At 60.8% G+C, this 12,368-nt stretch carries 11 protein-coding genes and 1 tRNA gene; 7 read left to right on the top strand and 5 right to left on the bottom strand.

The features are described from left to right. Together FN369_RS05310 and FN369_RS05305 are read right to left on the bottom strand one after the other, a co-directional pair. The coding region (locus tag FN369_RS05310) for a hypothetical protein (RefSeq protein ID WP_142525156.1) at positions 1–1,382 on the bottom strand (1,382 nt) is incomplete at its 3' end. A 110-nt stretch (positions 1,383–1,492) separates the two neighbouring features. Then, positions 1,493–2,617 carry a citrate/2-methylcitrate synthase gene (locus tag FN369_RS05305; protein WP_142525155.1) on the bottom strand — a complete coding sequence of 375 codons (1,125 nt, stop codon included), beginning with the start codon at positions 2,615–2,617 and terminating at the stop codon, positions 1,493–1,495. A gap of 303 nt (positions 2,618–2,920) precedes the next feature. Here FN369_RS05305 and FN369_RS05300 point away from each other — a divergent pair, with 303 nt between their 5' ends. From FN369_RS05300 to FN369_RS05290, 3 genes are all read left to right on the top strand, one after another. Beyond that, positions 2,921–3,760: a hypothetical protein gene (locus FN369_RS05300; RefSeq protein ID WP_142525154.1), complete on the top strand. Its 840-nt coding sequence runs from the start codon at positions 2,921–2,923 to the stop codon at positions 3,758–3,760. Between the two features lie 1,178 nt (positions 3,761–4,938). Continuing rightward, a complete protein-coding gene (locus FN369_RS05295) occupies positions 4,939–5,709 on the top strand; it encodes a polysaccharide deacetylase family protein (protein WP_142525153.1) in 771 nt (256 codons plus the stop codon). Positions 5,710–5,792: 83 nt separating this feature from the next. Beyond that, positions 5,793–5,865 (top strand) — tRNA-Phe (locus FN369_RS05290). A 60-nt stretch (positions 5,866–5,925) separates the two neighbouring features. Here the strand turns inward: FN369_RS05290 and FN369_RS05285 are convergent. Next, complete coding sequence (locus FN369_RS05285; RefSeq protein ID WP_142525152.1) at positions 5,926–6,519, bottom strand: D-sedoheptulose-7-phosphate isomerase; 594 nt, start codon at positions 6,517–6,519, stop codon at positions 5,926–5,928. Between the two features lie 266 nt (positions 6,520–6,785). Here FN369_RS05285 and folK point away from each other — a divergent pair, with 266 nt between their 5' ends. From folK to FN369_RS05265, 4 genes are all read left to right on the top strand, one after another. After that, positions 6,786–7,277: a 2-amino-4-hydroxy-6-hydroxymethyldihydropteridine diphosphokinase gene (folK, locus tag FN369_RS05280; protein WP_142525151.1), complete on the top strand. Its 492-nt coding sequence runs from the start codon at positions 6,786–6,788 to the stop codon at positions 7,275–7,277. Continuing rightward, on the top strand, positions 7,249–8,037 hold the full coding sequence (gene panB, locus FN369_RS05275; protein ID WP_142525150.1) for a 3-methyl-2-oxobutanoate hydroxymethyltransferase: 789 nt from the start codon (positions 7,249–7,251) through the stop codon (positions 8,035–8,037). Before folK ends, panB begins: the two co-directional genes overlap by 29 nt. Before the next feature lie 149 nt (positions 8,038–8,186). Continuing rightward, entirely contained in the window at positions 8,187–8,930 is a 744-nt protein-coding gene (locus tag FN369_RS05270; RefSeq protein WP_142525149.1) for a hypothetical protein, read from the top strand. A gap of 255 nt (positions 8,931–9,185) precedes the next feature. Next, entirely contained in the window at positions 9,186–10,448 is a 1,263-nt protein-coding gene (locus tag FN369_RS05265) for an FIST signal transduction protein (RefSeq protein ID WP_142525148.1), read from the top strand. Here FN369_RS05265 and FN369_RS05260 read toward each other — a convergent pair. After that, complete coding sequence (locus tag FN369_RS05260) at positions 10,442–11,644, bottom strand: glycosyltransferase family 4 protein (RefSeq protein ID WP_142525147.1); 1,203 nt, start codon at positions 11,642–11,644, stop codon at positions 10,442–10,444. The two genes, FN369_RS05265 and FN369_RS05260, sit on opposite strands and share 7 nt — an antisense overlap. Beyond that, positions 11,637–12,368: glycosyltransferase (locus FN369_RS05255; protein ID WP_142525146.1), on the bottom strand; the 732-nt coding region annotated here is incomplete at its 5' end. The genes FN369_RS05255 and FN369_RS05260, both read right to left, overlap by 8 nt.

Below are 12,368 nucleotides of genomic sequence, written 5' to 3'. Positions count from 1 at the left end.
CCCCAGCCGAAATCGGCAGGCGGTTCCGGCGGCAGCAGAGCCCATTCGACGATCCAGCGATAGGGGAGGTTGGGGCCGAACATTTCCCACTGGAGCTTCGCGTCCAGGAACGACCGGGTCGCGATCGAGGAGGGTTGCTGATCCACCGAGCGCTCCCGGTTCCACTGAACCGCACAGCAGAGGAGGAGCGTGCGAGCCGGCAGAGAATTCGCTCCTTGATAGACGCCTTCGATCCAATCCGGTCGAAGCCTCACCCGCGAGCCGGAAAACCGCGTGATTCGTTCTTTCAGGAAGGTGGCGGCTTCCGATGTTTCGATCTCGCGGAGCAAAAGTGGCGGCGAGAGAAGGCCTCTCTGCTTCTCGGACCAAAAAGGGAGAACGGAGCTTTCCCAGCGGCCGAGGTGGGCACCCAGCAAGAGGAAGGTTGGCGGACTTTCGCACAGGGTCTCGAGGAGCCGGCCGGCCGATTCGGCCAAAGGCCGCTCGACCCCCCAGGCATCCGCATTGTCGAAGGCGAGCAGGAACGGCTTGGAAAGGCGGCTGAGTCGGAGAAGATCCTCGATCCGCCGCCGGGAAAGCCCATTCTCGTCTTCGGGGGGCTCGGCCGCCTCTTCCCGAGGTGCCACCGTCAAATTGGCCCGGATCGCCTGCGCCCAATCGACGGGCTCACCAAAAATCCAGCGGCGACATGCTTCCTGGACGACTCGATCTTCGATTCGGACGGCTAAGCCATGAATTGCCCAAAGCCAGTTTTGGAGATCCTCCTCCCATAGCCCGAGCTGCGAAAGCAGCTCTTCGGCGGCGGGGACGATGCGTGCGAAATCTTGGCGGAGCCATTGGGCCCATTCCGGAACCAGGCCCTCGAGCAGGACCTTGGTCGGATGACGGCGAAAGAAGCGGACGGCCGAGCGCAGCCGAGAATCCCGGATCCGCCCTAAATTTACGAGCCGGGAGGCGAGAGCTCCCAGAATGTCGTTAGCGAATACTCGAATTCGGCTTGGTTCCTCCGGCCACGGATGGAGCGCGCGCGGACGATCGGGGAGGATGAGTTGCTCTCCGAACGCTCGGAGAAGGGCCTTCCACGGAGCCGAAGGATTGCGGAAGGGCCGGATGTAGACCGGCAGAGCCTTCCCCTCCAACAGTCGGAAGAGAGTTCCGATCGCGGTGGTAATCCCTCCACCGGAGGAACGGGAGCCGAGAAGAAAGAGAGGTTGGGATCGTTGCCGCTCCTTCGCGGACGGCCAGGAACTTCCGGATCTCGGGAAGCGATCTTCGAACTCGTCGGAAGCTCTTTGGAGAAATTCGGAGATAAGGGGGGACCAACCTGATTCGGTCTTGCGCGGATCGACGGCGAACGACGGCCAGAACGGATTAACCTCCATGCTCTCCCACCGACAGGGAATCCGAGAGCGAGTCTAGCATGACGGGTGCGAGCGAGGCGATGGAGAGCGCTTTCGACCGGAAAGAAAAACGGCTCCGGCAACCCCCGCGATCACCTCTCGTCCAGTTTCGGGAATGGCCGAGGAGCCGGACCGATATAGGTGGCGATCGGTCGGATGAGGCGGTTGTTCGCCCGCTGTTCCAAAATATGGGCCGCCCATCCGGAGGCCCGGGAAATGACGAAGAGCGGGGTGAAGAGAAAGGTCGGGATCCCGAGGAAGTGGTAGGCCACGGCGCTGTAGAAGTCGAGATTAGGATAGAGTCCCTTCTCGGAAAGAAGCATCTCTTCGATTCGTTCCGCGATCGGAAAGAGCGTGCGATCGCCCGCTTCCGCGGCGAGCTGCTTTGCCAGGCTCTTGATGATCGGAGCCCGAGGATCGCCTTTCTTGTAGACGCGGTGGCCGAACCCCATGATCTTCTCTTTTTTCTCGAGCATCCCCCGGATACCGGCCTCCGCTTCCTCTGGGGTCGAAAATCGTTCCAAAAGTCGCATGGCTCCCTCATCGGCTCCTCCATGCAAGGGGCCGCGCAGGGCTCCGATTCCGCCGGTGATGGCCGAATAAAAGTCGGAGAGGGTGGAAACGATGACACGGCAGGTGAAGGTCGAGGCGTTGAACTCGTGTTCGGCGTGGAGGACGAGCGCCGCGTCGAGCGCGCGGACATGCAAGCTCGATGGAGCTTCCCCTCGCAGAAGGAAAAGAAACTGATCCGCTACCGTCGGATGCGCCTCCGCCCGCGTCTCGATCCGTTTGCCGCTGCGGTGGAAGTGAAACCAATAGAGGAGCATCGAAGGGAAGCTCGCAATGAGGCGATTGGCGATTGCATGTGCGTCTCGGTCTTCCCCTTCCGGCTCCATGGTACCCAAGGCGGAGCAGCCCGTGCGCAGGACATCCACAGGGTTCGCCGTGGGGGGGAGCTGCTCAAGCACCGTTTTAAGGGCCGCCGGTAAGTCTCGCAGGGAAAGGAGCAGATTTTTATACCGATCGAGCTCCGTCCGGGAAGGCAGAATGCCGTAGAGCAAGAGGTAAACAACTTCTTCGAAGGAGGCGCCTTCGGCTAAATCGCGGATGGAATACCCTCGATAGGTCAGGTCGAGGCCTTCCTTCCCCACCGTGCTTAAAGCCGTTTCCCCCGCCGTGATTCCCGCTAGGCCGCTTGTGTTTCCTTGCTGTGGCACCGTTTGCTCCCTTTTCTCCCCAAGGTCGCGTCAGCTTCCTCGTTCTCCGCCGCGCTCGATTGTGCCGTGAAACCTACCAAGGCCGGTTTTGGCGGGCAAGGCTCGAGTCGGAGAATGTCGTGAACAAGTGAAGTGGCCGCTTGGGTGTCGGAATCTGGAGAGTTCAGGAGATTGGGGAGTGAAGGGCTACGGCCAAGAAGAAGGATGGCTGGTCTGGAAGATGCAGGAGGTCAGTTTGACATGCCTTCGATAACGATCGGTAAGGCCGTTGCCCTCTCCGATCTCAGAAGATAAAGTTGCGCTATGAGCATTCCCATTCACTCCAGCGACGAACTCCTCGCCGCGCTCCGAGAGCATCCGGAGTGGAAGGATGCGATCCGTCGCGAAATCCTCACAGAAGAGCTTCTCGCACTGCCGGATAAATTTGAGAAGGTGGAGCGGGAACGCAAGGAAGAGCAAGAGCACATCTGGGAGGCGATTCGGGAGACGAATGCCACTCTCAAGGCATTCATCGAATCCACTCGAGCTTTCCAGCGCTCCATGGAGGAGTTTCGGAGTTCCATGGAGGAGTTTCGGAGTTCCATGGAGGAGTTTCGGAGTTCCATGTTGGTCTTCAAGGACGCGACGGAGAAGAGACTACGCCGCATTGAGTTGGATTTGGATGAGCTCAGCGGGAAATCAATGGAGTTGGACGCGACAAAGAAACTCGGCAATTACTTGCGCAGCAAGGTGAGGAGAGTGCGTGCAGTCGACAGGGATCTTGTAAACGGCATCATTGATCTCGCCTTAGATTTGGGGGCTTTCAGCGAAAAGGAAGGCGAGGAACTAGGCGAGGCGGACGCGTTGGTTGTTGGGAAGGATCGAGAAACCGGGGCAATGGTTTGTGTGGCGGTGGAGGTTTCCAGAACCGTTCATAAGGCTGACGTGGAGAGGGCCGAAAAGCGGGCCCAGCTTTTTCTCAAGGCCTCACAGGCGGCAACGAGAACCGAGCCGTCCGAGATCGGGAGGCTTTTCCCATCCGTTCCATCGAAAGCACTCGCCCTTGTCGTCGGTAAGTTCATCCCCGATCTGGTTCGGCAAGAGGCGGAAAGACGGGGCGTTCTGTTGGCGAAATATCAGGACGGCTACGGTGCGGACGGATGAGATTCGTGATCGGCCTTGTTTCGGCTTCCCTGGGCATGGTTCTGCGCGAGGCGGCTCCGGATAATGGGAAGGGAAGAGGCGTTGCACGGACAAGGAAGCTTCTGAAGATCCCCTATTCCCATATTTTTCCCCTGCGGTTGGTTCCATTCTCACTCCGAATCGGATCTGCTGGTCCCCCTGACAGCGACAGCGGCAGATGTTGGCCAACGGGCGACGTTCCCATTGAGCCTAACGCCCTTGCGAAACGAGCATTGGTTCTTGTCTCCAATCGGTTGATTTTTTCGGAAAGCGAGCATTCGTTGGCCCAATGGCTGGAGACCGCTTCGATCCCGATTGGCAGAGAGCACGGATTCGGATGGCCTGGAAGGGAAACGGTTGGCTTTGCGTCTATTTCCGCTTCCTTTGGCCGTCTCATACCGGACGCTCGGGCGTGCTGCCTGAAAAGGGCGGAGAGGATCGAAGAGGGGCTCTTTGCCCGATTTCGAGATCTCTTTTGGCTCAAGCCCGGGCGGGATGGTCTTCTACGATTGGACCTCTTCCTACTTTGCAGGGGAAGGCCCTGAGAAGGTGGCTCCATTCGGCTGGAGTCGGGACTAGAGGGACGGCAATAGGCAGAGTTTGCTGGGAGTCGTCATACCGGGAGGCTGACCCATTGCCCACCCTGTCTTTCGAGGCAACCTCAAGGATTCAGAGACGGCGTAGATTGCTAGCGGAGGATTTGGAGAAGGGCATCGGGCTGCTCCCCGGGTAGCCTTCGTGGGGGGGCGGGGATGGTGATCAGGGCCAACTTTGGCTTCCACTGGAGGCAGAGGCATGGGTTTTTGATGGGACTGCACCGGCGGCAGAGCCCGGAGGTCCGGGAGTAGATTTCGGGAGGAGCTGGAGAAGTTGGCCAAACGCGCCCAAAAAGAGGTCTTCGGAATCCGGAGGAGATCGGAGTCGGAGCCGGACGGATCCACTCGGTCCATCGCGTCACCCCGGATCGTCGGATAGTGCTCGACCCTCCTTCTCCCCCCTCACGGAAGCGGCCTGTTCAGTGGCAAATCGCCATGCGGTATCCACAGACATCATAATTTCGGAATCGAGGCGGGACATTTCTATTGCGCTACGACAAGAATTCGAGCGGGATTGCCAAGAACCGCGGAGGCGGATTATCCTCGTCGCGCGAAATTACATCTATGGACCTTTCTCGACGCGTTTTCTTACAGAAGCTAGGCCTTTTGGGGGCGAGCCTGGCCGCTCCGTCCTTGAGTTGGGCGGCGCAAACAGCGGCGGGCTCGACTGAGCCGGGCGCGGAGACGATCCGGCGCGCAGCGCCCGTAGCCAGACAGGGAGAAGCGGGTGTCCATTTCGTGCACCATGGGCCCGGGTTGGGTCGCAGGCTTGCCGTCACCTTTGACGACGGACCGACTCCCGGGGTGACCGAAAAGGTACTAGCGGCTCTTCGAGAGCGACAGCTCTCCGCGACCTTTTTCATGATCGGGCAAAGAGTTGCGGCGGCACCGTCTCTGGCTCGTCGCGTTCGTGAGGAAGGGCATGAGATCGGGAATCACTCCTATACGCATCCGCAGTTGGGCCGACTACTGGCCCAGCAAGTCCAGGAGCAGCTCCAAAGGACGCAAGTAACCATCGAGCAGGCGACGGGTTTCCGACCGTCTTGGATGAGGCCTCCGTACGGATCTTTCCGGCCGGCCCAGGCTTCCATCGCCGCCCAAGAGAGTCTCGGGGTGGTCTTCTGGAGCGTCGACACGCGCGATTGGGCGCGACCGGGAACGGAGCGGATCTTGGAAACGGTATTGACCCAGAGTCGGCCTGGGTCGATCGTGCTCATGCACGATCTCCATCTCCAGACCGCCGAAGTGGTGGGCCGAGTATTGGATGGTCTTTTGGAACGAGGCTTTGAGTTTGCCACGATCTCGGGCTTTCTGGGGAGCCCTCGGAACGCGTAATCACTCCCTCGTCGGCGCAGCGTTGACTTTCCCCTGTTTCGCGAGAGAATGCAGCCTTTGCTCGCGAGAGTCGGCACTATAAGGGCTGGGTAGCTCAGTCGGTAGAGCAGCGGACTGAAAATCCGCGTGTCGTCGGTTCGATTCCGACCCCAGCCACAAAAGAGACTCCCGACTCCGGAGTCAAACGCTCGTCGTTGAGTGCCGGGCGATTTTCCGCTACGATCCGAACGAGGTTTGCTTGCCCGCCGTCCTCTCGACGCACTCGAGGATGACATGCAGGCCCCAGGTGTGGAGTTCTTGGATCCGCGCAGTCGATTGGCTGGGCACAATCCAGGCGAGGTCCGCCGCCTGGACGGCCGGGCCGCCGTCTCTCCCGAGGAAGGCAACCGAGCGGACTGCGCGGCTCTTCGCCAAGCGGAGCGCGGAAAGGATGTTGGCGGAGGCGCCGCTGGTGGAAAAGCAGACGAAGAGGTCTCCGGGCCGGGAAAGGGCGGCCAATTGCCGAGAGAAAACTTCCGGAAATCCGAAGTCGTTGGCGATGCAGGTAAGGGTTGTCGGGTCGGCGCAGAGCGAAACCGCGGGAAGCGGATCGCGATCGGAGCGATAGCGGCCGACAAGCTCTTCGGCAAGGTGAAGGGCGTCCGCCGCGCTGCCGCCGTTCCCCGCCGTAAAGATCGTCTTTCCTTCCCGCAGGCACTCTACGCAAAGGGAGGCCGCTCGCTCCAGAATGGAAAAGGTCTCTTGCGCCGCGCGCAGCGTCTCTGCGAGCTCCCTTGCGCTAGCGTGAACGATGGATTCGATCTCTTTCATCTTGGAACTGTCGTGCTTGGGGTTGGTAGGATTCCCATGGTTCGGAGGCTCCCAGCAGACGGTTTTTTCCGCTATCCTGCCGGAGAAGGCCGAAAAAAGAAAGCAAACCCGGAAGAAGCGGCCACATTCTGCGGAAGGGTGGCGGAGAACAAGGGGATGCCTGCACCTGCATGCTGGGTCGGCCTCTTCGGGAGGGGAAGGCAGCCTCGAGGTTGCCGAAGAGCCGAAGAAGGACATTTTTTTCGGAAGGCGTCGCGATGTGAGGCATGGTGGATATCGTGCGTGCGGGCATTGCCTTGGGTTCCAACCTAGGTGAGAGAGAAACTCGGATACAGCAGGCTTTTTCCTTTCTCCAGGAACTATCGGCAAACGGCGATTTCCTCCGCTCCTCGGTTTGGAGGAGCGATCCGGTCGATTGCCCTCCCGGCTCCGGCCAATTTTTGAACGCGGTTGCCGAAATCGACTGGAACCGATCTCCGGAGGATCTTCTTGCTGCTCTGCTCGCCTTCGAGGGGAAATCGGGTCGATTGCCTCCGGGCAAGAGGCTGCGAAACTCGCCTCGGCCGATCGACCTAGATCTCCTCTACTGCGGGAACCTCGTGAGAAATACCTCCGAGCTGATCTTACCCCATCCGCGGCTCACGAGCCGGTTTTTCGTGCTGGGACCGCTTGCGGAAATCCGGCCGGAACTTCGCCTGCCGGGAGCCTCTCGCACGATCCAGGAGCTCTATGACGAACTTATCAAAGATCACCCCTGAATGGGTTCGAACGAGAAAAGAGGTCGGAGAGAAGATTGCGGCGCTCACGGCCTACGATTTCCCGACGGCGCGGCTACTAGATGAAGCCGGGGTTCCCGTTCTCCTTGTCGGAGATTCTCTTGCGATGGTCGTCTTGGGATACCCCGACACGCTTTCCTTGCGGCTCGACGAGCTGCTTTCCCACCTTTGCGCTGTGGCGAGGGCGAAGCCCCGTGCTCTGGTCGTCGCCGATTTTCCGTTCGGAACCTATCGCACTCCGGAGGAAGCCCTCGTCACCGGGAAGCTCCTGGTCGAGGCGGGAGCCGAAGCGGTGAAGCTGGAGGGTGGGGTAGAGGAGAGCGCGACGATTCGGGAGCTTGTCAAAGCGGGGATTCCCGTGATGGCTCATATCGGTCTTTTACCTCAGAGCGCCGGTCGGCGGTTTCGCAAAGTCGGTCGCTCCCCGGAGGAGAGGGAAAGCATTCTCTCGGATGCGCTGGCCGTGGAAGGGGCGGGAGCATTCAGCGTCGTCATTGAAGCAGCCGACGCCGGGTTGGCAGCGGAAATCACCCAAAACCTTCGAATTCCGACGATCGGGATCGGCTCGGGTACGGGATGCGATGGGCAGATCTTGGTCTTCCATGACTTGGTCGGCCTCTTTCCTTGGTTCCGGCCTCGATTTGTTGAGCCCAAGGCCGATCTTGCCCGGGCGATTCGAGAGGCGGCCCGGCTTTTCTTATCGGAGACGCAGGGGAAAGAGCACGTCGCTTCTGATCGGTGAGAGGTCCCAGCGCCGGAAAGCGTCTTTTCTCCAGACAGGGAGTGTCTGCGATTCCGACGCCGTGAGAATGGGCATTGGACTCGGTCGGTGACGACCTGAGGGTCCAGCGCGGGAAATCTAGATGGCCCGGGGAATGCTCCGGAGGTGACATGCGAACGGAGCATCGTTTCCGAGCAGTGCGGAAGGGCGGTCGCTTTTCCGCGTTCTTGGTGGCCGCTTTCCTCATTGCCGGTCAGCCCGATTCCTTCGGCTGGAGCGGAGAAGGTGGGGAAGGGGTAATCCTGACTCAGGGAGCAACGGCAAGGGCACCGCAAGGCGACCAAGGAGATTCATGGTTTGTCGCCGGATTCGTAGGACCGCAGTGGAATCGCTTTCCCTCCGGATTCCTCCCCTCCTCCGGAGAGCCGGTTCACTCCGAGGAGGGACCCACGGTCATCCTTTCGCCGACGGGCGGATACTACTGGTATGACCCTCGGCGGACGGGCCATTTCAGCTTCACGTTGGAGCTGACGGGAGCCTACAATACCGGGAGGATCTCCACCCAGATCGGCAATCGCGGTCAAGCCAACGGCGTAAACGGAGGCTTTACCGTGATCTTCGGTACGGTGGGATATCGCATGGGGGCGTGGGAGCCGATTGTGGGGTTCGGAGCCGGGGCCGGCTTTCTCACATCGGAGAGCCAGAGCGAATCGTCTTCCGTTGCCGTCGTGCCCGTCTTGCTCGTCGACGTCGGGATGCGTTATCATATCAACGCGCGCTGGTCGTTTCGCTTCGAATCGTTCTTCGGCTGGACGGGATCGGTCTCGTATTCCTATCCGTCCGGGGATGTCGTGGCGGGCCATATGCTGAGCAACAACGTGGTGATCGGCCTGGGATATGCGCTCGGGAGATGAGATTGCGTCTTGCAAAGTCGGTGCGCGCGCACGATACCTCGAGCTTCCCAAAGGGAGTGGCTCGACATCGAAAGGACGTCTTCCTCGGTTCCGAGAACCCGGGGGAATCGTAGGGAGCGCAAGAGCGCTTCCCGGTTGGCTTTCGGTAGGACAAAGCTGCCTTCGCCCTTGGTTTGCCGTCTTTTTCACGGTAGCCGATGGGGCAGTGCCGTTCGTGCCTTCTTTAGCGAAAATAAGAAAGGAGAGGAGCAAGCCGTGAACGAACAGGGAGACGGAACGCGTTTTGTTCGCGCGACCGGGGCCTATGGAGCGGATGTCGGAGAAGCGCTGGAAAAGTTGCAGCGGCAAGGGGTGAAAACGCCCATCTTGACGCTCGTTTTTGCCGCAAGCTCGCTCGATCAGGCAGGGATCGCTCGGGAAATCCGAACCGCTCTGGGCGGTCATTCCTGGGGCTTTTCCTGCGCCGGGCATTTCAACGGGGAGCAGGGGGACCTTTCGACAGAGGGAATTCTGCTCTTAGCGATCGAGCAGCGGGGGGATGTGCTGGCACCGTGCGTCATCCTGGGCAAGATCGACGATGCTCCGGAAGAGAGAGCTCGGGAGCTGACACGAAGGAGCTTCGACGGAGTCGACTTCAGCCCGGAGCTGCTCTATATCGGCTTTACGGGCAAGCGCGCCTCCGAAATGCTCCAGGCCAATCCCTTCACGCTGCTCGTGGCGCATTCGAGCGTCGGTACGGAGGAGGCCGTCTTGCGGGGAATCGCCCATGCGGTGGGTCGGGGAGCCCGTGTCGTGGGAGGAACGGCCGCCGATCGGCTCTATTTGGAGAGGGTCACGGAAACCTACGCCCACGGGGACGGGATGACCGACAAGGGTTCCCTCTCTCTCTTGGGCATCGCGACGACCCTGAAGAACGGGGTCGGCATGGCCAACGCTTTTCGGCCGGTAGGGGCCAAGGGGGCCTTCGTTACGGAGAGCTCGGGAAGGGTGGTCAAGACCCTCAACCATCGCCCGGCGGTCGACGTCTATGCCGAACTGGTCGGTGCCTCCAGTTGGGAGGAGGCCAAGAGTCGATTCAGCAGCAATCCGATGGGCCTCATCGAGGTCACCGCCAACTATTGGCAGGTGCGCAGTCCGGCGGCGATTCTGGAGGACGGCTCCCTCATCTTCTTTTCCGCCATTCCCGAGGGGAGCGGATTGACCTTGTTGGAGGCCGATGCGCAGAGCCGCGTCGAGTCGGTGCGGATCGCCGTCCGACGGGCGGTGGCTGACGCCGGGTATCCGAAACGAGTGGCCGCGGTTGTCGCCTTCAATTGCATTCTTTGCCATCAGCAGGCTCTCTCCTTAGGCTCCGGAGCCGATGAGGTCCGAGCTATTCGGGAGGAGTTGGGCGAGCAGGTTGCGGTCGTCGGCGCGTCGACCTATGGGGAAACCGGAACTACGGTCGCCGGAACGATCGGCCACCATAACCAGACGATCACCCTCTGGCTCTTGGCCGACGAAGCCATTTCTCAGTAACTTTGGGATTCCTCGGGCTCGCGGTGGATCGTCGCCGGAAGCATTCCAGCGAGCAGACGGCGGTAGAGCGCCAAGGTGCGTTCGGCTAGGATCTCTGACGAAAAGCGTTCGGCTACTTGACTGTGGAGAGCGAAACGTTCGGAGAGGGTCGGGCGCTCCCTTCGCGCGATCTCCTCCATGGCCGAGGCAAGAGCGATCGGCGTGGAGCAATCCAAGAGCTTGCCCGCCCGGTTGGAGACAAAGGCTTCGGGAATTCCATCGATTGCTCCTGCGATCACCGGCTTGCCGCATGCGAGGGCTTCCAAGATCACGAGTCCCAAGGCCTCGGTTCCTACGCCGGGTCGTACCAGGCAGTCGATCGAATTGAGGAATTCCGGCATTCGGTCGCATCGGGAAAGAAGGAGGGCTTGCCCTGGAAGACCCAGGGCTCGCACCTTTTCCGCAAGATAGCGCTCCATAGTGCCGCTCCCCAAGAGGAGGAAACGGGTCTGCGGTAGACGTCCGTGCACGATCGCGGCCGCTTCCAGGAATGCCTCCTGTCCTTTGCCGTGAGGAAAAGAGCAGCCTCCGACCAGGGCGAAGACCCGATGGTCGGGCCGGAAACCCCAGGAGGGCCTCTCCGGCGTCCCTTCGATGGGGAGGAAGCGCTCTACCTCGATCCCGGGAGGGATCCGGTGGATCTTGGAGAAGTCCCCTCGGACCGGTGGTCGAGTGCGGCGCTCCGGGTCGCTCGCCTCTGGTTCATAGACGCCCTCCGTCAGCACCCGATGGACGAATTGAGAGACGGCGATCACTCCATCGGAGGCATGGAGCAGAAATCTTCGGCTCAACCAAGAACTCGGGCTTTTTGCCATGTGGCGGGTGAGCAAGACGACGATCTTTCTGCCGCCGGCGAGGCGGGCGGCCAGGATGGTGGGCCAATAGTCCCGGCCGTGATGCGCATGGACGACGGAGAACCCGCCCCGCCGGATCCACGAAGCGAGAGCGAACACGAGGCGGGCCTTGTCGCCGGGCAAGGGAAGGAGCCGGATGCCCCGTTTTTCGACCTCGGGAGCCAAGGAGCCCGCCGGAGGACCGGCGAGAGCGACCGAGCAGCCCAACCGCCGAAGCCCAGCCGCCAGGAGGATCGCCTGTACGTCTGTCCCTCCTCCGCTCAGCAGAGAATCGACTTGGAGGATGGCGGGAAGTTCAGTCACGAGGCAGCCCCATTCGGTCCGGTTTCCCCGCCAAGTGCCAGCGCAAGAGCGCCCATCGGGTCTTCATTCTCTCCCGATAACGGGGTTGACCTCGGAAAAAGGGAAAGAGCAAGAGATCTCCGGCCAATTCGCAGACGAGACGGAGCGGGAGGGCGATGCGCAGGCAAATCTCCTCTCCTCGCGGCGCATGGAGGGCGAAGTAGCGATACCTGGATCGCCAATATTCGATCCGGGCTTCTGCAGGCGCGGAAGCGGCGCTCCGGCCTTTCCCGTGCCAGACATGGACATCGGGAAGGTGATGGACGAGAAAACCTGCTTGCCTTGCTCGATAGCAGAAGTCCGTTTCCTCCAGAAAGAAAAAGAAGCCCTCGTCCATTCCCCGCAGCCGCTTCCATAGATCCGCGCGAGTGAGAAAGAAAGCTCCGATCACGGAATCGACCGTCCTCGGACGATCCGTGGGGCGTTCCTTACCGGGAAAGCGCTCGGGAAAGAGACGGCGCAAGAGCGCCTTGTTGCCGAGCTCGGTCCACAGGTTTGGAAAGTTCGCGATCGAGTTCTGCGGACTCCCGTCCTCGTTTCGCAGCTGCGCTCCGGCTACGCCGCATTGCGGATTGGCTTCCATCCATTGCACGGCGCGTTCGAGAGCATCGGGCTCGAGACGCGCATCGCTGTTCAGCAGCAAAAGATACTTCCCCCGACTCCTCTCCGCCGCCCGGTCGACGGC

The organism is Methylacidimicrobium cyclopophantes (assembly GCF_902143385.2).
GTDB lineage: Bacteria > Verrucomicrobiota > Verrucomicrobiia > Methylacidiphilales > Methylacidiphilaceae > Methylacidimicrobium > Methylacidimicrobium cyclopophantes.
The sequence above is the reverse complement of the archived record's forward strand: the minus strand, read 5'-3'. Positions and strand labels throughout refer to the sequence as shown.

Coding starts and splice junctions, on each gene's coding strand:
- folK (WP_142525151.1), top strand. CDS start 6,786: ATGGTGGATATCGTGCGTGCGGGCATTGCCTTGGGTTCCAACCTAGGT.
- FN369_RS05270 (WP_142525149.1), top strand. CDS start 8,187: ATGCGAACGGAGCATCGTTTCCGAGCAGTGCGGAAGGGCGGTCGCTTT.
- FN369_RS05295 (WP_142525153.1), top strand. CDS start 4,939: ATGGACCTTTCTCGACGCGTTTTCTTACAGAAGCTAGGCCTTTTGGGG.
- FN369_RS05300 (WP_142525154.1), top strand. CDS start 2,921: ATGAGCATTCCCATTCACTCCAGCGACGAACTCCTCGCCGCGCTCCGA.
- panB (WP_142525150.1), top strand. CDS start 7,249: ATGACGAACTTATCAAAGATCACCCCTGAATGGGTTCGAACGAGAAAA.
- FN369_RS05285 (WP_142525152.1), bottom strand. CDS start 6,519: ATGAAAGAGATCGAATCCATCGTTCACGCTAGCGCAAGGGAGCTCGCA.